At 61.4% G+C, this 22,997-nt stretch carries 24 protein-coding genes; 9 read left to right on the top strand and 15 right to left on the bottom strand.

Annotated elements, in window-relative coordinates; translation table 11 throughout:
• Nucleotide 1 precedes the first annotated feature (1 nt).
• Nucleotides 2-448, bottom strand: a complete 447-nt coding sequence (locus ACFE72_RS08230) for a DMT family transporter (protein WP_375412592.1) — start codon at nt 446-448, stop codon at nt 2-4.
• 720 nt (nt 449-1,168) lie between these two features.
• On the opposite strand from ACFE72_RS08230, the gene ACFE72_RS08225 reads away from it, so the two are divergent.
• Nucleotides 1,169-1,903: a LuxR family transcriptional regulator gene (locus ACFE72_RS08225; RefSeq protein ID WP_375412591.1), complete on the top strand. Its 735-nt coding sequence runs from the start codon at nt 1,169-1,171 to the stop codon at nt 1,901-1,903.
• Between the two features lie 566 nt (nt 1,904-2,469).
• Here the strand turns inward: ACFE72_RS08225 and ACFE72_RS08220 are convergent.
• Nucleotides 2,470-3,084, bottom strand: coding sequence for an acyl-homoserine-lactone synthase (locus ACFE72_RS08220; RefSeq protein WP_375412590.1), 615 nt, complete (start codon nt 3,082-3,084; stop codon nt 2,470-2,472).
• An 81-nt stretch (nt 3,085-3,165) separates the two neighbouring features.
• Nucleotides 3,166-3,903: an autoinducer binding domain-containing protein gene (locus ACFE72_RS08215; protein WP_375412589.1), complete on the bottom strand. Its 738-nt coding sequence runs from the start codon at nt 3,901-3,903 to the stop codon at nt 3,166-3,168.
• 417 nt (nt 3,904-4,320) lie between these two features.
• Here ACFE72_RS08215 and ACFE72_RS08210 point away from each other — a divergent pair, with 417 nt between their 5' ends.
• The 3 genes from ACFE72_RS08210 to ACFE72_RS08200 all read left to right on the top strand — a co-directional run bounded on the left by ACFE72_RS08210 (nt 4,321) and on the right by ACFE72_RS08200 (nt 5,952).
• Entirely contained in the window at nt 4,321-4,917 is a 597-nt protein-coding gene (locus ACFE72_RS08210) for a formyltransferase family protein (RefSeq protein ID WP_375412588.1), read from the top strand.
• 167 nt (nt 4,918-5,084) lie between these two features.
• Complete coding sequence (locus tag ACFE72_RS08205; protein ID WP_375412587.1) at nt 5,085-5,444, top strand: hypothetical protein; 360 nt, start codon at nt 5,085-5,087, stop codon at nt 5,442-5,444.
• Complete coding sequence (locus ACFE72_RS08200; RefSeq protein WP_375412586.1) at nt 5,389-5,952, top strand: hypothetical protein; 564 nt, start codon at nt 5,389-5,391, stop codon at nt 5,950-5,952. The genes ACFE72_RS08205 and ACFE72_RS08200 overlap by 56 nt, the downstream gene beginning before the upstream one ends.
• A gap of 37 nt (nt 5,953-5,989) precedes the next feature.
• Here the strand turns inward: ACFE72_RS08200 and ACFE72_RS08195 are convergent, their stop codons facing one another.
• Both ACFE72_RS08195 and ACFE72_RS08190 read right to left on the bottom strand, forming a co-directional pair.
• Entirely contained in the window at nt 5,990-6,202 is a 213-nt protein-coding gene (locus ACFE72_RS08195) for a hypothetical protein (protein WP_375412585.1), read from the bottom strand.
• 31 nt (nt 6,203-6,233) lie between these two features.
• The gene (locus tag ACFE72_RS08190) at nt 6,234-6,632 is read right to left on the bottom strand and encodes a RidA family protein (protein WP_375412584.1); all 399 of its coding nucleotides are present in this window, start codon (nt 6,630-6,632) and stop codon (nt 6,234-6,236) included.
• Nucleotides 6,633-6,883: 251 nt separating this feature from the next.
• Here ACFE72_RS08190 and ACFE72_RS08185 point away from each other — a divergent pair, with 251 nt between their 5' ends.
• Nucleotides 6,884-7,720, top strand: coding sequence for a DMT family transporter (locus tag ACFE72_RS08185; protein WP_375412583.1), 837 nt, complete (start codon nt 6,884-6,886; stop codon nt 7,718-7,720).
• 23 nt (nt 7,721-7,743) lie between these two features.
• Here the strand turns inward: ACFE72_RS08185 and ACFE72_RS08180 are convergent, their stop codons facing one another.
• Together ACFE72_RS08180 and cysK are read right to left on the bottom strand one after the other, a co-directional pair.
• Entirely contained in the window at nt 7,744-7,983 is a 240-nt protein-coding gene (locus ACFE72_RS08180) for a BrnA antitoxin family protein (protein WP_375412582.1), read from the bottom strand.
• 2 nt (nt 7,984-7,985) lie between these two features.
• Entirely contained in the window at nt 7,986-8,969 is a 984-nt protein-coding gene (cysK, locus tag ACFE72_RS08175; RefSeq protein ID WP_375412581.1) for a cysteine synthase A, read from the bottom strand.
• Between the two features lie 209 nt (nt 8,970-9,178).
• Between cysK and ACFE72_RS08170 the strand changes: the two genes are divergently transcribed.
• A complete protein-coding gene (locus tag ACFE72_RS08170; protein ID WP_375412580.1) occupies nt 9,179-9,394 on the top strand; it encodes a hypothetical protein in 216 nt (71 codons plus the stop codon).
• A gap of 12 nt (nt 9,395-9,406) precedes the next feature.
• On the opposite strand, the gene tgt is transcribed toward ACFE72_RS08170, so the two are convergent.
• The 6 genes from tgt to coaD form a co-directional block, all read right to left on the bottom strand.
• Nucleotides 9,407-10,540 carry a tRNA guanosine(34) transglycosylase Tgt gene (tgt, locus tag ACFE72_RS08165; protein ID WP_375412579.1) on the bottom strand — a complete coding sequence of 378 codons (1,134 nt, stop codon included), beginning with the start codon at nt 10,538-10,540 and terminating at the stop codon, nt 9,407-9,409.
• Complete coding sequence (queA, locus tag ACFE72_RS08160) at nt 10,537-11,619, bottom strand: tRNA preQ1(34) S-adenosylmethionine ribosyltransferase-isomerase QueA (protein ID WP_375412578.1); 1,083 nt, start codon at nt 11,617-11,619, stop codon at nt 10,537-10,539. The genes tgt and queA overlap by 4 nt, the downstream gene beginning before the upstream one ends.
• A gap of 107 nt (nt 11,620-11,726) precedes the next feature.
• The gene (locus tag ACFE72_RS08155; RefSeq protein ID WP_375412577.1) at nt 11,727-12,191 is read right to left on the bottom strand and encodes a peptidylprolyl isomerase; all 465 of its coding nucleotides are present in this window, start codon (nt 12,189-12,191) and stop codon (nt 11,727-11,729) included.
• Nucleotides 12,167-12,601, bottom strand: a complete 435-nt coding sequence (locus tag ACFE72_RS08150) for a hypothetical protein (RefSeq protein WP_375412576.1) — start codon at nt 12,599-12,601, stop codon at nt 12,167-12,169. Before ACFE72_RS08150 ends, ACFE72_RS08155 begins: the two co-directional genes overlap by 25 nt.
• Before the next feature lie 6 nt (nt 12,602-12,607).
• Nucleotides 12,608-13,150 carry a peptidylprolyl isomerase gene (locus ACFE72_RS08145; RefSeq protein WP_375412575.1) on the bottom strand — a complete coding sequence of 181 codons (543 nt, stop codon included), beginning with the start codon at nt 13,148-13,150 and terminating at the stop codon, nt 12,608-12,610.
• Between the two features lie 74 nt (nt 13,151-13,224).
• Nucleotides 13,225-13,728, bottom strand: a complete 504-nt coding sequence (coaD, locus tag ACFE72_RS08140; RefSeq protein ID WP_375412574.1) for a pantetheine-phosphate adenylyltransferase — start codon at nt 13,726-13,728, stop codon at nt 13,225-13,227.
• 281 nt (nt 13,729-14,009) lie between these two features.
• Here coaD and ACFE72_RS08135 point away from each other — a divergent pair, with 281 nt between their 5' ends.
• Nucleotides 14,010-14,258 carry a hypothetical protein gene (locus ACFE72_RS08135; protein ID WP_375412573.1) on the top strand — a complete coding sequence of 83 codons (249 nt, stop codon included), beginning with the start codon at nt 14,010-14,012 and terminating at the stop codon, nt 14,256-14,258.
• 179 nt (nt 14,259-14,437) lie between these two features.
• Nucleotides 14,438-16,342 (top strand): potassium transporter Kup, encoded by a 1,905-nt coding sequence (locus tag ACFE72_RS08130; RefSeq protein WP_375412572.1) that lies wholly within the window; start codon nt 14,438-14,440, stop codon nt 16,340-16,342.
• A 351-nt stretch (nt 16,343-16,693) separates the two neighbouring features.
• On the opposite strand, the gene gyrA is transcribed toward ACFE72_RS08130, so the two are convergent.
• A complete protein-coding gene (gene gyrA, locus ACFE72_RS08125; protein ID WP_375412571.1) occupies nt 16,694-19,444 on the bottom strand; it encodes a DNA gyrase subunit A in 2,751 nt (916 codons plus the stop codon).
• A gap of 387 nt (nt 19,445-19,831) precedes the next feature.
• The gene (locus ACFE72_RS08120) at nt 19,832-20,326 is read right to left on the bottom strand and encodes a single-stranded DNA-binding protein (protein ID WP_375412570.1); all 495 of its coding nucleotides are present in this window, start codon (nt 20,324-20,326) and stop codon (nt 19,832-19,834) included.
• 354 nt (nt 20,327-20,680) lie between these two features.
• On the opposite strand from ACFE72_RS08120, the gene uvrA reads away from it, so the two are divergent.
• Nucleotides 20,681-22,997: excinuclease ABC subunit UvrA (gene uvrA / locus ACFE72_RS08115; RefSeq protein WP_375412569.1), on the top strand; the 2,317-nt coding region annotated here is incomplete at its 3' end.

Raw genomic sequence — 22,997 nt, 5'->3', positions numbered from 1 at the left:
CTTATCGGCGGATCAGCACGACGCCGCCGACCAACAGAGCAACGCCGATCACGCGCGGAAGATCGATTGGCCGCCGTGGTATGCCGAGCCATCCGTAATGATCGAACGCCAATGCAGCCATCATCTGGCCGGCGACCAGGAGCGCGATGAAGGCTGCGCCGCCGAGCTTCGGAACGAGAACGATCGCAAGTCCGATGAAGATTGCGCCGAACAGCCCTCCGCTCCAGGCCCACCACCGCACGCCTGCAATGACCGCACCGGAGGGGATAGGGTCACGCAGACCGGCCACGAGGAATAGCATGCAGACAATGCCGAGCGCATAACTGACAAGGCCGGACCAGGCAGCCGAGCCAAGGTCGGCGCGAAGGTTCGTGTTCAAGACTTGCTGGATGAGAACGCTTACCCCGGCACCTACTGCCAAAACGGCGGAAACCACGAAATTTCGCATGGGAATGCTCGACGGTTCGAGTTCAGCTCTCACTATCCGGGCCGGATTTGCCGCGTCAGGTGCGGAAGTGGCAGCCGTGATAAGGATATTGATCCCGACCTTATATGCTTCTGTCGAAGCTTGCGCGGCCGGTTCGCCGAGCGGGCTCCGGCCGCTGTCGGACGAGCGCCAATAAAGGCTGTCCTTCCTGCCGGGGGGGGGGCTGAGGGTGCGTGCATGCGATGCTGCTGCGCATCCAGGCCTTGCTGCATCCCGTCAAGACGCTGGCGCTGAGCGGGCACTGAACGCATTTCGACCGCCGTGATCAACAACATCGTCAGGCGGCGCCGGTAGATCACCTCCGCGCCCCGAGGCCCCTCGCCTCTTGGTCGGCGAGTATGGCTTCGGCCGCCGTGGCGTTGCCCGCTTCGTCACGTCCACCGCATCGGTCGCCACAAACCGGCTCATGCACACGCAACAGTTAGAAACGATGTACAACGGGGAATTGCAAGGGAGATACTGATAAAACATTGATTTATTGAGATAATTACTGCTTTTATCGGAAATGCAAACCGGCCGTGGGGGGTCGGCATCCGGCCTGGACACGGATTCGATGAAGCCACATTGCTTGATGGTCATTGATTTCTAATACAAAAAGTTGCCGAATAAGCTGTAAGGAACGCAAGGTAGAACGGCGCCGAATCTTTTGCCCTTGCTGATCCCATAAGGGGGATTCTGGAGATGGCAGCATTCCAACGACGTCATTTCCAAGCGGCATTGGACGCCATCGAGCAATTCAATCGCGCTGACACTGAAGTAGCTCTTCGGCACCAGTTTGCTCAAGCTATCGCATCTTTTGGCTATCAGCATTTATGCTGCGTATCTGCTCCAACCGTTCATCGGCAATCCTTTGAGCAGAAAGCGCTATTGGTCAGCTGGCCGCAGGGTTGGCTTGAGCAATATCGAAAATCGAATTTTAACGCTCATGACCCTGTGGCTGCTTTTGCCCGGATACAGACCAAAGCCTTTAAATGGCTGGAGGCTCCAATTCCGGCGCATGATCAACTTGCAAAATCAGTAATGATCATCTCCTCCAGCGACTATCGTATGCGGTGCGGGTTCTGCGTTCCTATTCACGGTCTGGACGGATTTCATGCTGCAATTTCGTTGGCCGGATTTGACGTCGAGGACGGGATGGAGGTGAATGCCACTCTAGAATTGATAGGAATTTACGCATTCAATCGTCTGGCAAACCTCAAATCTACACGCAGGGAACGCGGAATACTGACGGAACGCGAGCGGGAGGTGCTTCGGTGGACAGCTGCCGGTAAAACGGCCTGGGATACCGGCAGTATTCTCAAAATAGCCGAAGATACCGTAAACAAGCACATCGCCTCTGCGATGCGCAAGCTCGACGCCCATACCCGGGCGCAAGTCGTGGCTGAATCCATCCGCCGCGGCGAAATTATACCCTGATTGTCAATTCCGCTTTCAAGGAATCGTCAAGATAATTTCGATGACGAATGCTTCGCATCGTCGAGTGCGTCTACAATTGATGGCGAACCTCAATTTAGCGCGGCGCGTCGACATTACTGATTTGGGGTCGAATGATGTCGGAAAAATCAAAGCCATCGCAAAAGGAGAGCTTGCGGTCAGATGTGCTTGTTGAGCAGGGCCTTCGGTTGACAAGTACGTTTCGCAAGCTTCAGGATACGCATGATCGACTGCGAGTGATTACCTTGGCCGAGCGATTACTCGCCGAGCAGAAAGGAGATTAGGCAACTGACAGCCTACTGTCCGGTCAACATTGGCGGCATTCGCGTTCAATGCAGAAGATGTCTCGCTCCGGACCGCTGGAACCGCCTCTTTTTTCGAGAGATCGGCCGCGAGTCGAATACCTTCGTTCAGCAGCGCCATTTTGAGAAGATATGTAGTTGTACTGGACCGACATGACTCAGCCAGTCTAATCGCGCGCATGAGGACCATTGCCAAGTCCTCGTCCTTTCCGCCTTCAACTACTTTTAGATCGGGCATGGCTCACCTCACGCTATCTGACGTTCCATGATCGTGCTTTCCAAGACGGATGTATGGATGTTGACCGCCTTGCGGACACGGGAGAAACAATCTTCACTGACGTGGAAAAGAACGGCAATTACTGTCTCGCCGTCTATCGTTTGGGGAAGTCCAAGCGGCTCGATATCAAAGCCAAAACTTTGGAGGACAGGGATTCGCAACGTGTTGATGACCGAGGTATAACCCATCAAGCCTTCTGCGAGGCCATGCTCTTGAATGGCGAGTAAGAGCTCAAAATAGTGCGAGCTTCGACGTTCTGTTTTGCGCATTGCGAAACGCGTTAATTCCAGCAAATCTCTTCGTTGAATAATATGGCGATCGACTAAATTTGGAAATTGTTCAGAAAGCATGTGAGGCAGAATCGTCGGATACAACCGAAACCCCCCTGCGACATTGTCTGACTGATCGACAGCAATGACATATGAGGTAAATTCGTCGTCATAAGGATCTTTTTCGTAGATGCCGTCGACTTCAAATTCGTTCCAGCCGCGGCCTTTCACAAATATCTCGTGCCGCAACCGGAACTGACGATCCAGTAGTTTCGCAAATCGGCTCTTGTTGCCGCTATGAACCACTCGGATCATCAAAAACTCCCCCCGCCTCTTGCGAGAGAGTTTTTAACTTCGTTAAAGCATCAGGCCATTACGTGGGCATGTTATTGACACTTAGAGCTCGATCTCACCGCGTCTTATACATTCGGCGACTGCTTGTGCCCGGGTGTGTACGTTCAGCTTCTGCATCGCTGTGGAGGCCATTTTATTCACAGTATCCTCGGAAATCTTCAGAATTGCGCTCGTAGCCCATGCTGTCTTTCCTGCAGCCACCCAAGTCATTACTTCACGCTCGCGCGGGGTAAGAACCATGGGTTTCGCTGGCTGCCGCGATTTTATTATTGTCAGGCGATTGAACGCATACATCGTAACAAGCTCGATCGCCGCACGCGCTTCTTGCGTACCTTCAACTTCTCGTCCCGCAACAGATGCCCCCGCCTGATAACCGTTCATGCCGTGCACGGGGATGCACAATCCGTGTTTTAAACCATAGTCAGTTGTCGCTATCTCCATAATAGAATTAGCTATTTTGTTGGTGCTGCTTGGGTAGATCTCGGCCCAAGTGAACGATTCGGGCCGCTGTCTTATGCGCGGCGCGATTGGATCGAATGCGTAGAAGTTCGATAATGAATATTGCTCCGCCCATGCTCTTGGCCAGAGCTTCAGCACAACCCTATCATCAAAAGTTTGCTCCTTGCAATCACAGGATGTAAGAAAGCAGATATGGTTATAGCCGAACGATCCGGTCAAATCAGAAACTGCACCGCAGACATCCGAAGAAGTTTCTGCCTGTCCAATGGATTCGATGGCGTCAAGAGCCGCCTGAAAATGCTTCCCTCGTAAAGACCCCATTGTACGGCCCCAGATGTAAGATCCCGAATCGAGTGCTTTCCCGGCAGACTACATACGGTTGATGTAACTGCTACGCAGGTCCAGACGACCTTGCTTGTTCGTACCTTGATGCTGGCTTCGATTTATTTCCAATGTGTGCAGACGAAGATAGAATTAGAACATCTGCAATTTCGGCTGTCTATGGTATTAGCGGCGGTAAAATGGCAACTTCTTATCCACGGCTAGCGAGGTTGTACACCAAAGATTGTTTCTTCGGCTGATGCAGCATTCGACTTGGTCAGCCTCCCCGCCGCGTCCTGTTGATAACCCGGAGCGACGCCGCTTTACGTGCATTTGCCGTGTGCTATCGACGCAACGACGCGGCAAGGCTAACATGGGCCGTCCGCACGCTCACCTGCCCGCTAACGGAACGACATCATGCGCATCACTCTCGTCGGCTCCCGCCACTTCGGCGTGACGACGTTCGACATGCTGCGAAGCCGCGGGGTCGAGATCGTCCGGGTGGTAGTCGCCGACGCCGGCGACCGGTTGGCCGCCGCAGCGCATGCCGCCGGTATCGAGGTGACGGTGCAGGCCGATCCCAAACGGGTCGTGGCCGACGAAATCGCCGCGGATACCGATTTGATCGTTACCGCCCACAGTCACGCCCGGATCAGCAAGGAAGCCCTCGGCGCGGCCAGGCTGGGAGGGATAGGCTACCATCCCTCCCTGCTGCCGCGGCATCGCGGTATTGCCGCGATCGAGTGGACGGTGCGCGAAGGCGATCCGATCGCGGGCGGCACGGTCTATCATCTGGCCGACCGCATGGATGCCGGCGCCATTGCTGCGCAGGAATGGTGTTTTGTGCGAAAGGGCGAAACCGCGCGGGAATTGTGGGAGCGTGCACTGGCGCCGCTGGGGCAGAAGCTGCTGGCCGAGGTGATCGACTACGCCAAGGCCCACAAAACGCTACCCGCCACGCCGCAGGACGAGCAGTTCGCCACCAGGGCGCCCGCACTTGCGGATACGCATTGAGCGTTCGCCCGCTGCGGGATTAACGTAAATAACTCATGGCAGTGGAACGTAAAGGAACCAGGTTGATTGATGTCGGGTGCAACGATATTGTTTGACGCGATGCAGCAAATTTTGGACACATTGGTTGCCCATAAGCTGCCGCATCGCATACCTCGGGGATATGATTCATGCGCCTTGACCGCATTCGTACCGGCTTTGTCTCTACCTTCGTCGTGGCTGCGGCTGCGGTTGCCTCCGTCCCCGCTGTCGCCCAGTCGCCATATGACGGGCTGTGGAGCGTGACCATCGTGACCAAGACGGGATCGTGCGAGCCGTCGGCACGCTATCCTCTCACCGTTGCCGATGGTAAGGTTTCCGCTGCCGGTGCAGACGTTTCCGGCAGTGTCGGACGGGAAGGCAATGTTCGCGTTTCCATCTCCGGTGCTCATGCAAACGGCCAGCTTAGCGGCAACAGCGGATCGGGAAAATGGAATGGGGCGTCTGGTGGAATTGCGTGTAGCGGCCGATGGGAAGCTTCCCGTCAATAAGGCGTTCTGGCCAGCGATGATCTGTGGTGCAGTGCGGCCGCTGCTTGCTGCGGCCGCTGTATCGCTCGCATCCTTAGGCGCTCCCTCGATCGGTTATGCCCAATCAGGCCCGTTTGCCGGAATGGCGGGGACATGGTCGGGCGGCGGCACCGTAACACTGGATGACGGATCCAGCGAACGCATCCGGTGCCGGGCGACTTACGCCGTCGGCGCGGGTGGCAAGACCCTCAATCAGAGCCTGAACTGCGCCAGCGACAGCTACCGGTTCAATCTTTCCAGCAACGTCGTCGCCAACGGCGGATCGCTGTCGGGAACGTGGAGCGAATCCAGCCGGGGCGTCAGCGGCAACCTCGAAGGACGCGGCAGCGGCGGTAATTTCGAGATCGTTGCGAGTTCGCCGGGGTTCACGGCGAACATTACGCTGCGAACAACCGGCAACAAGCAGTCCGTCGTCATCCGGGCGGAGAGCCAGTTCCGCGGCGCGTCGATTTCGCTGACGCGCTCGTAAATCCGAGCGCTCGGCGTCTTCCCGGGAGCGGCGGCCATCAGCTCCCGGTCTTGCGTTTTTCCAGTTGGGCTGCGGTTTCCTTCATGGTTTTGGCGATCAACAGGGCCTGCTCCCTGTTGAGTGCGAAATCCTGAATGCCTTTTTGCGTGGTCAACGACAGGATCATGACGTCAGGCTGGTTTTCCGGCCAGCCGGTCGCGAAGGCGGTAACGAAATCTGCGGACGTGGATCGCTGTGCTTGCTCGGTCATCTGTCGTATATCCTGTCGTAACAGTCTGGGATTATGTCGCCGGCACGAACGCCGTGACTTCGATCTCGACCTTGGCGCGCGCATCGACCAGTCCGCAGACGTAGAGCAAGGTCGAGGGTGGAAAGTTGCGGCCCAGGGTCTCCTTCCATGCCGCACCGATCCCGCCGCCCGCCGCCTCGTAATCCTCCTTGCTGGTCAGGTACCATGTCAGGCGAACGATGTGCTCGGGCCCGGCGCCGGCGTCATCTAGCAGCTTGACGATGCGTTTCAGGGCGGTACCCACCTGCCCGGCCATATCGCTTGAATAGTCGCCCTTTTCGTTGCCTCCGGTCTGGCCGGCAAGCATGATCCACCTGCCCGGGCCGTCGACCACGACGCCATGGGAAAAGCCGCGGGGTTTTGACCACTCGGCCGGCTGCAAGACACGCATGAGAAAATCTCCAAAGGCGAAGTCCGGCAGTGCCGGAACAATCGGTTTTAACACCGATCAGCCCGATGATCCCATATTGAATCGGCCAGCGCATCGCAGCATCGGCAGATTTGAGCGTTGCAAAGCGGTGGGGTCGCCGATAAGGGCATCGCTCACTCCCGCCTCGAATGTTGCGCGCGACGCGGCAAGGCAAACCCCGGACCTCGCCGTTGACGGATCGAAGCCCTTCCATACCAAGAGCCGCGCTGTGGATGGCCGGCTGGCTCACGCTGATGCTGATCGTGGCGGTTGCCGGCCGCGAGACCACGCGCGAGCTGAACGTTTTCGAGATCATGGAGCTGCGCTCGGTGCTCGGCTTCTTCATGCTGGTTCCGCTGATCCGCCTCAACGGGGGATTGGCGGCGATGAAGACATCGCGGCCGCTTCAGCACGCCGGACGCAACCTCGTCCATTATGCCGCGCAGCTCGGCTGGTTCTTCGCATTGACGCTGATTCCGCTGGGCCAGGTGGTTTCGATCGAATTCACCATGCCGATCTGGACCGCCATCCTGGCTGCCAGCTTCCTTGGCGAGCGCATGACCGTCTGGAAAGTTTTCGCGATCATGCTGGGACTTGTCGGCGTCGCCGTCATCGTCCGACCGGGCGTCACCGAGATCAATCCGGGCCAGTTGATCGCGCTGGGCGCGGCGGTCGGCTTCGGCACCTCGATCGCCATGATGAAGTCCCTGACGCGGACCGAATCGACGCTGCGCATCATCTTCTGGATGATTGTCATTCAGGGCACCGCCGGCTTTATCCCGGCGCTTTACGCCTGGCACTGGCCGTCCGCCTACGCCTGGGGCTGGATCGTCGTGATCGCGTTCTGCGGCACATTTTCGCATTACTGCCTGGCGCGCGCGATGGTCCATGCCGATGCGACGGTGGTGGTGCCGATGGACTTCCTGCGCGTTCCGCTCACTGCCATGGCAGGTTGGCTGATCTATGCGGAGGGCCTGGACGGGTTCACGGTCCTTGGAGCCGCGCTGATCCTGGCCGGCAACCTGCTCAACCTGAAGACCGCCGGTCCAGCCGCAGGCGCCCGGACCTGACGCATCGGCCCGCGCGCGAGATGTTACTTTCCCGCCGCCTTTCGCAACGCGTCGTTAATGCGGTCCTGCCAGCCCGGACCGCCCTCCTGGAAGTGTTCGAGCACGTCCTGGTCGATCCGCAACGACACGAGCTCCTTGACGCCGGGAAGCGCGGCCTTTTTCGGCGGCGCCTCGGCGGCCCTGGTCGTGGTTTTCTTGAACGCTGCCTCGGCCTCGGTACGGGCGTCGTTCAGGGTTCGCGGCCGCCTCGGTTGGTCCGGCATGATCAAATTCCCTCGAACAGCACGGTCGACAGATAGCGCTCCGAGAACGAAGGCACGATCGCCAGAATGGTTTTACCCGCGCTATCCGGCCGCTTGCCGATTTGCAGCGCGGCGGCGATGGCGGCGCCCGACGAAATGCCGCCGGGAATGCCTTCGGTGCGGGCCAGCGCGCGGGACATGTCGATCGCCGCCGCGCTGTTGACCCTGACGATCTCGTCGATCACCGAACGGTCGAGCACATCCGGAATGAAGCCGGCGCCGATACCCTGGATCTTGTGCGGCGAGTGGGTGCCGCCCGACAGCACGGGGCTTTCTTCCGGTTCGACCGCGACAATCCGCAGCGATGGCTGGCGCGGCTTCAGCACCTGGCCGACCCCGGTGATGGTGCCCCCGGTGCCGACGCCGGCGACGAAGACGTCGAGCTTGCCGCCGGTGTCGTTCCAGATTTCTTCCGCCGTGGTGCGGCGGTGAATTGCGGGGTTGGCGAGGTTCTTGAACTGCTGCGGCATCACCGCGTTCGTGGTCGTGCGCACCATTTCTTCGGCGGTCGCGATGGCCCCCTTCATGCCCTGCGCCGCCGGCGTCAAGACGATTTCCGCGCCGAGAAACGCCAGCATCTTGCGGCGTTCGATCGACATCGAGTCCGGCATCACCAGTTTCAAGCGGTAGCCGCGCGACGCCGCCACGAAGGCCAACGCGATCCCGGTATTGCCCGATGTCGGCTCGATCAGCACGGTGTCGGCATCGATCACGCCGGCCTGCTCCATTGCGATGATCATGGCGGCGCCGATGCGGTCCTTCACGCTCGCCGCCGGACTGAAATATTCCAGCTTGGCGAGAATCGTCGCGTTCACGCCGTGCTGCTGCGGCAATTTCCGCAGGCGTACGATCGGAGTATCGCCGACGGCCTCGACGATGCTGTCGAAAACCCGCCCGCGCCCGGGCCGATGCGTTGGCGTCGCGTTGGTGGCCGACGGCATATCCATGGTGAATCCTTTTTGGCGAACAAAGATGCGACAGATCGGAAAGCTTGAGTCAGACTGCGCCGAAGCGCGTGCGCATGCAACCGCCGCCCGGGCTCCCATTCGCTGCATTGCAAAATCCAAGAATTCCTAAAAGGAACGCATTTGTGTTGCGACATCGTCAAACAACGCAGTGTATGTTTGGTGGCAGACCAGAATCCGAGGAGGTCACGATGCCAGCGATTGCTGAAGTGCTGTCGACCGGTGTGCCTCGTTCCGCGCCGCGCGGCAGCGATCTGCCGGTTTGTGTCGTTTGCGCCGATTCAATGGTAGCCGCCGAAGCGTCCGCATTTCTGTCCGATAACGCTGTCAGTTATTTGTGGACCTGCGATACCTGCGGTTACGGTTTCGTGACCAAGCATTCGTTCGGCCGGTTTGGGCGCAATTGACGTCAGCAAGGTTTAGCGCGGCGTGATATCGCCCCGCGCCCAGTCGGCGCGGGTCCGGTCACGGAATTGTTCGAAGGTTCCTTGCGAAATTGCTTCGCGAATGCCGCGCATCAGATCCTGATAATAAGCGACGTTGATCTCAGAGAGCAGCATCGCGCCCAGCGTTTCGCCGGCCTTCATGAGGTGGTGCAGGTAGGCCCGGGCGCAGCCTTGCGTCGACGGCCATGCGCTTTCCGCATCGAGCGGCCGCGGATCGTCGGCGTGGCGCGCGTTGCGCAAATTGACCGCGCCGAACCGCGTGAATGCGACGCCATGGCGCCCGTTCCGGGTCGGCATCACGCAGTCGAACATGTCGATGCCGCGGGCCACGGCCTCCAGGATGTCTTCCGGGGTACCGACGCCCATCAGATAGCGCGGCCGATCCCGCGGCAGGATCGGCGCGACCTCCCCGATCATCGCCAGCATCACTGCCTGCGGTTCGCCTACCGCAAGGCCGCCGATGGCATAGCCGTGAAAACCGGTATCGACCATTCCGCGTGCGCTGGCCCGTCGCAGCTCCGCTACGTCGCCGCCCTGCGCAATGCCGAACAGCATGGCGCCGTCCGGAGCGCTTTCGAATGCGCGCTTGCTGCGCTCGCCCCAGCGCAGCGACAGCTGCATCGCGCGCTCGATATCGCCGGGCTCTGCCGGCAGCCGGATGCATTCGTCCATCTGCATGACAATATCCGCGCCAAGCAGCCGCTGCACCTCGATCGAGCGTTCCGGCGACAGTTCGACCTTGGCGCCGTCGATATGCGAGCGAAAAGTCACCGCTCGTTCGCTCACCTTGCGCAGTTCGGACAGCGACATCACCTGGAAACCGCCGGAGTCGGTCAGCATCGGCCCGTTCCAGCCGGTGAATGCCTGCAGGCCGCCGAGGGCGGCGATGCGCTCGGCCCCCGGCCGCAGCATCAGATGATAGGTGTTGCCGAGCACGATGTCGGTGCCGGCGTCGCGCACCTCGCGCCAGTGCATGCCCTTCATGGCGCCGGCGGTGCCGACCGGCATGAAGGCCGGCGTCCGCACCACGCCATGGGGCGTCGTCAGCCGCCCGCTACGGGCGGCGCCGTCGCAATGCAGCAGCTCGAAATGATTGGGAAGACTCATGCGGCCGGTTTATCATGAAACAACAGGCAGGCATCGCCATAGGAATAGAACCGGTAACCGCCGGCGATCGCATGGCGATAGGCCTGCTTCATCGCGTCCATGCCGCTGAAGGCCGACACCAGCATGAACAGCGTCGAGCGCGGCAGATGGAAGTTGGTCATCAGGATATCGACCGCGCGAAAGCGATAGCCGGGGGTGATGAAGATCGCGGTGTCGCCGGCGAACGGTCTTATGGTGCCGTCTTCCGCCGCCGCGCTTTCCAGCAGCCGCAGCGACGTGGTGCCGACGGCGACGATCCGACCGCCGTTGGCGCGCGCCGCGTTAAGTGCATCGGCGGTTTCCCGTCCGATTGTGCCCCACTCCGAATGCATCCTGTGGGCGGTGGTGTCCTCGACTTTGACCGGCAGGAATGTTCCCGCACCGACATGGAGCGTCAGCCGGTTGATGCCGATGCCGCGTTCGTACAGCGCCTGCTCCAGTCCCGGCGTAAAATGCAGGCCGGCCGTGGGTGCCGCGACCGCGCCTTCATGAGCGGCGAACATGGTCTGGTAGTCGGCTGCGTCGCGTTCATCGGGCGCCCGCCTGGAGGCGATGTAAGGCGGCAGCGGAGGCGCGCCGAGATCGGCGATCGCCTGATCCAGCGCCGGCCCGTGGAATGAAAACGACAGGGTGATCGCGCCGTCGGCCCCCCTGCGCTCGACCTGCGCATCGAGATGACCGAGCAGGCATACTTTTCCCTCGCTGCCGAAGCGGACGATATCGCCCTCATCGAGTTTTTTGGCCGGTTTGACCAGTGCCCGCCAGCGCGAACCGTCGAGGCGCTCGATCAGCGTCGCCGCGATTTTCGCTTCGGCGCCGCGGCCGATGCGGCGGCCGCTGAGTTGCGCCGGGATCACCCTGGTGTCGTTGACCACCAGTCGATCGCCGTGCCGCAGCCATTGCGGTAGATCGACAACGCCCTGATCCCGCAATACCCCGCCGGGCTGCACCACCAGCATGCGCGCCGAATCGCGCGGGCTCGCCGGCCTCAGTGCGATGCTGCCGGCTGGAAGTTCGAAGTCGAAGAGATCGGTGCGCATCACTGAACTCGTCATTGCCGCGCTTGACCCGGCAATCCATCACGCTTCGTAAGACTCTTGTGAAGATGGATGGATGCGCGGGCCAAGCCCGCGCATGACGAGCGACGTCAAGCCGCGTCCGCGGCCATATGCGCCTTGATGATCTTGTCGGGATTCTGCACCGGCTCGCCGCGCTTGATCTTGTCGACGTTCTCCATGCCCTCAGTCACCTTGCCCCATACCGTGTATTGGTTGTTGAGGAACGCGGCATCGCCGAAACAGATGAAAAACTGGCTGTCGCCGGAATCCGGGCTCGCCGCGCGCGCCATCGATGCGGTGCCGCGCACGTGCGGCTCCTTGTTGAATTCGGCCTTGAGCTTCTTGCCGGATCCGCCGGTGCCGGTGCCTTGCGGGCATCCGGTCTGCGCCATGAACCCGTCGATCACGCGATGGAATACGATACCGTCATAAAATCCTTCGCGCACCAGTTCCTTGATCCGCGCGACGTGGCCCGGGGCCAGATCGGGCCGCATCTCGATGGTGACGGGTCCCTGGGTGGTTTCGAGGATCAACGTATTGTCGTTGTCAGCCATGCTCTCTTCTCTATCGGTTTGGGTGGAGGTTTGCGAAGTTGGAATCGGACTGCAAAGGGCCGGCCGGCTACGGCGCCGCCCATCCCTCCGGTAAATGGCATCGGCGTGCAGCGTTGCAACGCCTCCATGACGGCGATGCGATACAGCAGCCGGTCATTATCCGTAGCGTTTTCGGATTCATAGGTAATTCTCGGGTGCCCGAGGATGTTTCCGTCACGCGTGAAGGTCACGATCGCGGTGATCTCCACGTCCGGATTGGCTTGCGATGCCGGCGGCGGTTTCCAGCACGTTCGCAAGCGCGCGAACGCTTCCTTGATGTTGTCAACCTGCCCTGGTTCGGCATGGGCTGTCGCAATCCATGACAGCAGCGAGACCGCGAGCCCAAGCGGAAGCTTGCGGAACCGCGCCACCGCCGCTCACTTGATGTCGGATGCGACCTGCACCTTCACCATCTTGTCGGGATCCTGGACCGGTTCGCCGCGTTTGATCTTGTCCACGACATCCATGCCCGACGCCACTTCGCCGACCACCGTGTACTTGCCGTTCAGGAACGAGCCGTCCCCGAACATGATGAAGAACTGCGAGTTCGCCGAGTCGTTGCTCGCCGAACGCGCCATGCCGACAATGCCGCGCCTGAACGGCACGTTGGAGAATTCGGCCGTCAGGTTGGGATATTTCGAGCCGCCGGTGCCGTTGAAATTCTTGCCGTCACCAGTCTGCGCCATGAAGCCGTCGATCACGCGGTGGAACGGCACGTTGTTGTAATAGCCCTCGCGCGCCAGCGTCTTGATGCGCTCGGCGTGCTGCGGCGCAAGGTCGGTACGCAGCTTGACGACGATGCGGCCCTTGGTGGTGTCGATGACGACCGCATTCGTCTTGTCGAGATTGGCGGGCAGCGGCTGCGCCATTGCGGGAACCGCGTATACCAGCGCCGCGAGAACGGCAAGAATTCGAACCATGAAAACTCCGGATCAGAGAGGACGGAACATTAAGTCACGCGTATTTATCGCAGAACCGCTGTCCGCTTCGCGGACTACGCGCTACCTGCGAATCTGGCTTTCAGCCTGGACGCCACCGCCTCGGGAACGAAAGCCGAGACGTCACCGCCCATGGCCGCGATTTGGCGCACCAGTGTGGCGGTGATCGGGCGAGTGCCGACCGAGGCCGGAATAAACACGGTCTGCACGTCCGGCGCCATGGTTTCGTTCATGCCCGCGATCTGCATCTCATAGTCGAGGTCGGTGCCATCGCGCAGGCCGCGAATCAGGATGGCGGCGCCGCTCTTTTGCGCCGCGGCAATGGTGAGATTGTCGTAAGTCGTGCAATCGAAGGCACAGCCGGCGACCGATGCAACCGGGGCAAAGACCGCCTCGACCATGTCCAGCCGCTCTTCGATGGAAAACAACGGCTTTTTGCCGGGGTGGACCCCGATTGCGACGATAAGCCGGTCGCACAGTCCGACCGCTCGCCGGACGACATCAAGATGGCCGTTGGTGACGGGGTCGAAAGAGCCGGGATACAGGGCAATACGAGGCATAAACCCGTCTACCTTGCCGCGCGTAAGCTCGCAAGCGGATGGTTCCAGCGCCTGCCCGCATCGGCCAGGCTTTTATTTTTCAGTCGCTTTCGAACCATCGCCGGGGCGGCGCGTCTGTTCTGCAAGGCCGGCGGATTGTTTCATCCCGGGATGGGCGACGAAACAAATCTCCGGCGCGACGAAACCATAATTCGGGATCGCGAAGACAGGCTGAAACCGGAGCTGGGTATCAATTCGTTAACGAAACGACGGGCCGCCAAGGCCCACGACAGGGGATCGTCATGATCAAGGCACTTTCCGCAATCGCCATTGCTGCGTTCATTGCAGCCGCGCTCACCGTCCTGCCCGGCTTCGCCCCTCAGGTGGAAGCCAGCGTGCCTGCTCCGTTGGCCAAGGCCGACCGGCTGGATGTCCGCTCCGGCGGCTGCGCGCAGCAATCCTGGCCGAACATCGAGGCGTCCTGCCTCCGCGTCCCCGGCTCCAAAACGCTGGTTCGCGAAGCCCGCCTGGTGACCGCCGAACGCCGCTGAACCATTTTCCCATCCGGCATGCCCGCCGGACCTCCAAGCCCAGAACCGCCGGCCTCGTCCGGCGGTTTCTGATTCCAGCATCGACGAAAGTAGAAATTCCATAGCAATTTGCCTCAGCGCGTCGCAGACTGCGCTTTCGCGCCCGGTTAGGCTTGGCGCGACCGTTCTGGGGATCGCCAATGACCTCCATTCCCGCCGCAGCGTCGCACTCCTCCGCCCTTCCTTTGACCGCGACCATCGGTGCCCTCGGCGTGGTCTATGGCGACATCGGCACCAGCCCGCTTTATGCGCTCAAGGAAGCCGCCAAGGCCGCGACCCACGGCGGACCGCTCACATCCGCCGCGGTGCTCGGGGTGGTGTCGCTGATCCTGTGGGCGCTGATCCTGATCATCTCGATGAAGTATGCGTTGCTGATCCTGCGCGCGGATAACCGCGGCGAAGGCGGCATCGTAGCGCTTCTGGCGCTGCTGTCGGCGCGCAACGCGCAAGCCGGCACCTGGCGCGCGCAACTGCTGATCGTGGGCCTGATCGGCGCCGCGTTGCTCTACGGCGACGGCGCCATCACCCCGGCGATATCCGTGCTGTCGGCGATCGAAGGCCTGAAGGTCGATGCGCCGTCGCTGGCGCCGGCCGTGGTGCCGCTGACCGTCGTCATCCTGATCGGGCTTTTTCTGGTGCAGAAGAAAGGCGCTGGCTTCATCGGCAACATCTTCGGACCGGTGATGCTGGCATGGTTTCTGGTGATCGCCCTGCTCGGCATCCACGGCATCGTCAAATCGCCCGGTGTGCTCGCCGCGGTAAGCCCGTTTTATGCGTTCAATTTCCTGATCCATCAGGATTTCCACGTCAGTTTCGCCATCCTCGGCGCCGCTTTCCTTGCGGTGACGGGGGGTGAAGCCATGTACGCCGACATGGGTCATTTCGGCCGGGTGCCGATCCGGCTGGCGTGGTTCGCCATCGCGCTTCCCGCGTTGGTGCTGAACTATTTTGGCCAGGCGGCGCTGCTGATCACCGATCCGACGGCCCTGGAAAATCCATTTTACCAGCTTGCGCCGGACTGGCTGCATTACCCGCTGGTGGCGTTTGCGACGGTGGCGGCGGTGATCGCATCGCAGGCCATCATCTCCGGCGTGTTTTCATTGACGCAGCAATCGATCCAGCTCGGCTTTTTGCCGCGCATGCAGATCAAGCACACCACCAGCCATTCGATCGGCCAGATCTACGTGCCGCTGGTGAACTGGATGCTGGCGGCGGCGACGCTGGGCGCGGTGCTCGGCTTTGGCACCTCCGATGCGCTGGCCGGCGCCTACGGCATCGCGGTATCGCTGCTGATGGCGATCACCACGCTGCTGGCGGCGCTGGTGGCGATCCAATGGGGTTATCCGCCGCTGATCGTGATTGCGTGCAACGGCTTCTTCTTCGTGATCGACGGCATTTTCTTTGCGGCGAATTCGGCGAAATTTTTCGAGGGCGGCTGGTTTCCGCTGGTGCTCGCCGCCGTCGTGGCGTTCTTGATGCTGACCTGGCGCAGCGGCGTCAAGCTGGTCGAGCGCGCCCGCGCCAAGTTGCGCCAGCCGGAAGAGGACCTGGTGGAAACCGCCATCAGCAGGTGCCATGCGAGGCTTCCGGGCACCGCGGTGTTCCTGGCCTCGGCGCCGAAGGGCGTCCCGCTGGCGCTGACGCAATTCGTCAAGCACAACCATGTCCTGCATCAGCGCGTCGTGCTGGTCACCGTGCTGATCGAGGAGGCGCCGCGGATATCGGACGAAGACCGCGCCGAGGTCATCGAAGTGATCCCCGGCATCACCCGCGTCATCCTGCATTACGGCTTCATGCAGTACCCGACCATCTGGGAAGGGTTGAGTCTCGCCTGCGGCCAGGGCAAGCTGCCCGGCATCGATCTTTCCGACATCACCTATTACATCGGCCGCGAAACCATCATCCCGCGCGAAGACGTCCCCGGCATGTGGGTGTGGCGCGAAACCGTGTTCGCCTTCCTGCAGCGCAACGCCGAACGCTCCGCGGCGTTCTTCGGCGTGCCGACACGGCAGGTGGTGGAGTTCGGGACCGAGATCGAGATTTAGCTGCCGCCATACATGCCGCCGTCATCCTGAGAGGCTGACCGAAAAGCATCCAATGACATCAGGCGTCGCCATTGGTTCGTCATGTCCGGCCTTGTGCCGGGCATGCACGTCGCAAAGGCGCTGAAGCAAGAAAGACGTGGATGGCCGGGACGAAGCCCGGCCATGACGAAAGTGGACCATTTTCAACCCGCGGCGAGCGAAATATTGACTGTTTTTTCGGTCAGGCTCTGAGGAGCCGCGCGCTTGCGCGGCGTCTCGAAGGATGATGGCCAGCAGCGGCTGCGGCGCATCCTCCGGGGGCTCGCCGAGACGGCGAGCACCTCAGGATGACGGCGATGCACGTGGCGCCGCCTACCCGCCATTGCCGTTCTCTTCCTCGCCGATGTGCTCGACCGACACCACGTGTTCGTCCTCGGCGGTGTCGAACACGATGACGCCCCGGGTCTTGCGGCCCTTGATGCCGACGTCGGAGACGCCGCAGCGGATCAGTTGGCCGCCGTCGGTCACCAGCATGAGCTGGTCGAACTCGTCGACCGGGAACGACGCCACCAGCCGGCCGATCTTGGCGCGGATGCTGCCGTCCTTTTCGCGATTGTCCATCGCGACAATGCCTTTGCCGCCGCGTCCGGTGGTTCGATATTCGTAGGACGACGTCCGCTTGCCAAAACCGCGGTCGGATATCGTCAGCACGAATTGCTCGGCGGCCGACATTTCCACGTAACGCTGCTCGCCAAGCTCGATCGCCCCCGATGTCTCCTCGGCCTCGGGTTCTGCATCCGCGATCTCGTCCGGGTCGGCGTTGGCGCTGCGGCGCACCGCGTTGGCCTTTTTCAGATATGCCGCGCGCTCGTCCGCGGTGGCGTCGACGTGGTGCAGGATCGACAGAGAAATAAGGCGGTCCCCTTCTCCAAGGTTGATGCCGCGCACGCCCATCGACGAGCGCCCCTGGAACACCCGCACGTCGCCCACCGCGAAGCGAATGCATTGGCCGTCGGCGGAGGTGAGCAGCACGTCGTCCTTCTCGCTGGCGATCTGCACGTCGACAATCGCCTCGTTGTCTTCGAGCTTCATGGCGATGATGCCGGAGCGGCGCACATCGGAGAAGTCCGACAGCTTGTTGCGGCGGACGTTGCCGCCGGTGGTGGCGAACATCACGTCGAGATTGGCCCAGGAGGATTCGTCCTCGGGCAGCGGCATGATGGTGGTGATGCGCTCGCCCTGTTCGAGAGGCAGGATGTTGATCAGCGCCTTGCCGCGGCCGTTCGGCGGCGCCACCGGCAGCCGCCAGACCTTTTCCTTGTAGACCTGTCCGCGCGACGAGAAGAACAGCACCGGCGTATGGGTCGAGGCCACGAACAGCCGGCTGACGAAATCCTCGTCGCGGGTCTGCATGCCGGAGCGGCCCTTGCCGCCGCGCTTCTGCGCGCGATAGGTCGACAGCGGCACCCGCTTGACATAGCCGGCGTGCGACACCGTCACCACCATGTCCTCGCGCTGGATCAGGTCTTCGTCTTCGACCTCGTTCTCCTGGTCGATGATCACGGTCTTGCGCGGCGTGGCGAATTCGGACCTGACCGCCAGAAGCTCGGCCTTGATGATGCTCTGGATGCGCGCGCGGGAGCGCAGGATGTCGAGATAGTCGGCGATCTCCAGCGCGAGCTTGTCGAGTTCCTCGGAAATTTCCTCGCGGCCCAGTGCCGTAAGCCGCTGCAGCCGCAGGTCGAGAATGGCCTTGGCCTGCTCCATCGACAGCCGCGCGGTGCCGTCGGCGGCGAGCCGGTGGCGGGGATCGTCGATCAGCGTGATCATCGCGGCGACGTCCTTGGCCGGCCAGTCGCGCGCCATCAGGGTTTCGCGCGCCGTGTTGGGGTCCGGAGAGGTGCGGATCACGCGGATGATCTCGTCGATATTGGCCACCGCAATGGCAAGGCCGACCAGGATATGGGCGCGGTCGCGCGCCTTGTTGAGCAGGAATTTGGTGCGCCGCGACACCACCTGCTCGCGGAAGGCGACGAACAACCCTAGCAGGTCCTTCAGGTTCATCACCTGCGGCCGACCGACGTCGAGCGCCACCATGTTGGCGCTGAAATTGGTCTGCAGCGGGGTAAACCGGTAGAGCTGGTTCAGAACCACTTCGGGCACCGCGTCGCGTTTAAGCTCGATGACGACGCGAAACCCGTCGCGGTCGGATTCGTCACGCAAATCCGAAATGCCTTCGATCTTCTTGTCGCGCACCAGTTCGGCGATGCGTTCGACCATGGTGGCCTTGTTCACCTGGTACGGAATTTCAGAAATGATGATCGCTTCTCGATCCTTGCGGGCGGGCTCGATGGACACCTTGCCGCGCATCACGATCGAACCGCGGCCGAGATGATAGGCCGAGCGGATGCCCTGACGTCCGAGGATGATGCCGCCGGTCGGAAAATCCGGTCCGGGGATGATGTTGATGAGGTCGTCGATGCCCAGAGCGGGATCGTCGATCAACGCGGTGCAGGCGTCGATGACTTCGCCGAGATTATGCGGCGGGATGTTGGTGGCCATCCCGACGGCGATACCGCCGGCGCCGTTGACCAGCAGGTTCGGGAATTTCGCCGGCAGAACCGTCGGCTCGCGTTCCGAATTGTCGTAGTTGGCCTGGAAGTCGACGGTATCCTTGTCGATATCGTCGATCAGCGACTGCGCCACCTTGGTCAGCCGCGACTCGGTGTAGCGCATCGCCGCCGGCATATCGCCGTCCACCGAGCCGAAATTGCCCTGCCCGTCGATCAGCGGCACGCGCATGGAGAAATCCTGCGCCATGCGTACCAGCGCGTCATAGACCGACTGATCGCCGTGCGGATGATATTTGCCGATCACGTCACCGACGGTACGCGCCGACTTGCGGTACGGCTTGTTCCACTCAAAGCCGTTTTCGTACATGGCGTACAGAATCCGCCGGTGCACCGGCTTCAACCCGTCGCGCGCATCCGGCAACGCCCGGGCCACGATCACGCTCATGGCGTAATCGAGATAGGAGCGTTTCATTTCGTCTAATATCGAAACGGGCCGAATATCGGAATGAGCCGGCGGCTCTCCGGGTTTTGTATCGTCAGTGTCCGACAAGGGGGAATCCGGTCAATTTTTGCTAAGAATCATATAGCGTATCGGGGGTCGAAAAACCACCTCGAACAGCTCTCGGCAGGGGCTTTTTCCCTTCGTTTTTACAAATACTTAGGCGCTATCTGACATAGCGGGATTTCGCGCCGTTCCGGCGCCGCGCAGCGCCGTTACGAGGCAGCAAAAAATCTCGTCTCCCGGATGCGGGGCGGGCATTCCAGGGCGACGCAAAGCATCGCCGATCATGCCGCTCCGCCGAGCCCATACCGGACGCACGCGTTCATGACGGACCCCGCTCTTCAGCGCACCCCGCCGTGCGGGCGCGCTGCGCGCCGACAAGCCGAAGCAAAACCGTGGTGCAAATGCGTCCGGAGCACGAGAAACGCGGAGTTCTCAGAACGGAATATCGTCGTCCATGTCGCTGTTGCGGGAGCTTGCGCCGGCGGCTACGGCGCGGCGAGGCGCTCCGCCGGAAGGACCACCCGATCCGAAATCTCCGCCGGAGTCGTCGGATCCGAAATTACCGCCGCCGCCGGCGCGGCTGTCCAGCATGGTCAGCGTGGAATTGAAATTCTGCAGCACCACTTCGGTCGAATATCGCTCGACGTTGCTCTGGTCGGTCCATTTCCGCGTCTGTAGCTGGCCTTCGATATACACCTTGGCACCCTTCTTGAGATACTGTTCGGCGATCTTGCACAGGCCTTCGCTGAAGATCACCACGCGATGCCACTCGGTCTTTTCCTTGCGTTCGCCGGTGTTCTTGTCGCGCCAGGTGTCCGACGTCGCGATCCGCAGATTGGCGATCGGCCGGCCGTCCTGGGTTCGCTTGATTTCAGGATCGGCTCCCAGATTGCCGATCAGAATGACCTTGTTGACCGAACCCGCCATCTCAAACTCTCCATACTATCGCTTGCCTGAAGCACCCTACCCCTTCGCATCCGCGACTGCGCGGGGGCCCAGGCAGTTGTCCACGCTCCAATACGGGTGGTGCTGGGACATTTTACATTGTTCTGTTTTTGTTCTATCATACAGGTGATCACGGAGCAAGGAGTTTCAGGCCGATTCGGGCTTTTCGGGAACGCGCCAGGCCGTGGCCAACAAACGGTTGATGGCTGCAACGCGGCACTGGAAATCGCGGCCGGTTCTACCTACGTTTCGGATACTCCATCCATATGGCGGCACGTCGCGAGGTTCGGGCGATGCACGCCTCATGCGGCGCAAGCGCGTCTGGAAATGCCGATCATGGACGAAATTCTAAGGGCCAAGCGTCAGCAGGCCGGGTCGGGGATGCGCGCGATCACCATCCGCGGCGCGCGCGAACACAATCTCAAGAACGTCGATCTGGAAATTCCGCGCGACAGGCTCGTGGTGTTCACCGGCCTGTCCGGCTCCGGAAAGTCGTCGCTCGCGTTCGACACCATTTATGCCGAGGGACAGCGGCGTTACGTCGAATCGCTCTCCGCCTATGCGCGCCAGTTCCTGGAGATGATGCAGAAGCCGGATGTCGACCAGATCGACGGCCTGTCGCCGGCCATTTCGATTGAGCAGAAGACCACCTCGAAAAACCCGCGCTCCACCGTCGGCACCGTCACCGAGATCTACGATTACATGCGGCTGTTATGGGCGCGGGTCGGCGTGCCCTATTCGCCCGCCACCGGCCTGCCGATCGAGAGCCAGATCGTGTCGCAGATGGTCGACCGGGTGCTGGCGCTGCCGGAAGGCACGCGGCTGTACCTGCTGGCGCCGGTGGTGCGCGGCCGCAAGGGTGAATACCGCAAGGAATTGGCGGAATATCTCAAGAAGGGATTTCAGCGCGTCAAGATCGACGGCACTTTTCATGAACTCGCGGATGCGCCCGTGCTCGACAAGAAATTCCCGCACGACATCGACGTGGTGGTCGATCGTGTCGTGGTGCGGCCGGACATGGGCCAGCGGCTGGCGGAAAGTTTCGAGACCGCGCTGAAGCTGGCGGACGGGCTGGCGGTGATCGAATATGCCGATGCGCCGTCCCCCTCTTCTTCTCCTCTCCCTGAAAGGGGGAGGTCGAGCGCGAAGCGGTCGGGTGCAGGTCCGGTTGCGGACGGTGACCCCACCCCGGCGTTGCGGGCCGACTTTCCCCTTGCAGGCGAGGGTGAAAAAAAGAAAACCGCAAAGATCCACGACAAGAGCGGCCCCGAGCGCATCCTGTTCTCGGAGAAATTCGCCTGCCCGGTGTCCGGGTTTACGATTCCGGAAATCGAGCCGCGGCTGTTCTCCTTCAACAATCCCTATGGCGCCTGCCCGGAATGCGGCGGCCTCGGGGTCGAGCAGCATGTCGACGAAGAGCTGGTCATTCCCGACAAGGAGTTGACGCTGCGCCGCGGCGCCATCGCGCCGTGGGCGAAATCGTCCTCGCCCTATTACATCCAGACCCTGACGGCGCTAGGCAAGTTCTACAAGTTCACGCTGGAAACCAGATGGAAGGACCTGCCGAAGAAGACGCAGGCCGCCCTCCTGCACGGCTCCGGCGACGACGAGATCAAGTTTTCCTACGAAGACGGGGTGCGCTCCTACGACACCAAGAAGCCGTTCGAAGGCGTCATCACCAATATCGACCGCCGCTATCGCGAAACCGAGAGCGAATGGGCGCGCGAGGAACTCGCCAAATATTTCTCCGACGTGCCCTGCGAAGGCTGCCGCGGCTATCGGCTCAAGCCGGAGGCGCTGTGCGTCAAGATCGGCGGCAAGCATATCGGCGAGATCAGCGAACTGTCGGTGCGATCAGCCGGTGAATGGTTCGAGACCGTGCCGGAAGCGCTCAACGCCCAGCAGAACGAGATCGCCGCGCGGGTGCTGAAGGAAATCCGCGAGCGGCTGTCGTTCCTGTTGGACGTCGGCCTCAATTACCTGACCCTGGCGCGCGCCTCCGGCACCCTGTCGGGCGGCGAGAGCCAGCGCATCCGCCTCGCCTCGCAGATCGGCTCCGGCCTCACCGGCGTGCTCTATGTGCTGGACGAGCCGTCGATCGGCCTGCACCAGCGCGACAATGCGCGGCTGCTGGATACGTTGAAGCGGCTGCGCGACCTCGGCAACACCGTGATCGTGGTCGAGCACGACGAGGACGCGATCCGGCTCGCCGACCACGTGCTCGACATCGGCCCCGGCGCCGGCATGCATGGCGGCCATATCGTGGCGCAGGGCACGCCGGCCGAGATCATGCGCAATCCAAAGTCGCTGACCGGCAAATATCTTACCGGCGAATGTTCGGTCGACGTGCCGGAGCGGCGGCCGCCGAACCATCGCCGCACCATCAAGGTGGTCAACGCCCGCGGCAACAATCTGAAAAACGTCTCGGCTGAAATCCCGCTCGGGCTGTTCACCTGCGTCACCGGCGTCTCCGGCGGCGGCAAGTCGACGCTCTTGATCGACACGCTCTACAAGGCGATCGCGCGAAAACTCAACAACGCCAGCGAAGGCGCAGCGCCCCACGACCGCATCGAGGGGCTGGAGCATATCGACAAGATCATCGACATCGACCAGTCGCCGATCGGCCGCACCCCGCGATCGAACCCTGCGACCT

Origin of the sequence: uncultured Bradyrhizobium sp. (assembly GCF_964252615.1) — a bacterium.
Taxonomy (GTDB): domain Bacteria; phylum Pseudomonadota; class Alphaproteobacteria; order Rhizobiales; family Xanthobacteraceae; genus Bradyrhizobium.
Note: the sequence above shows the minus strand (reverse complement) of the source record. Positions and strands in the feature narration are given on the sequence as shown.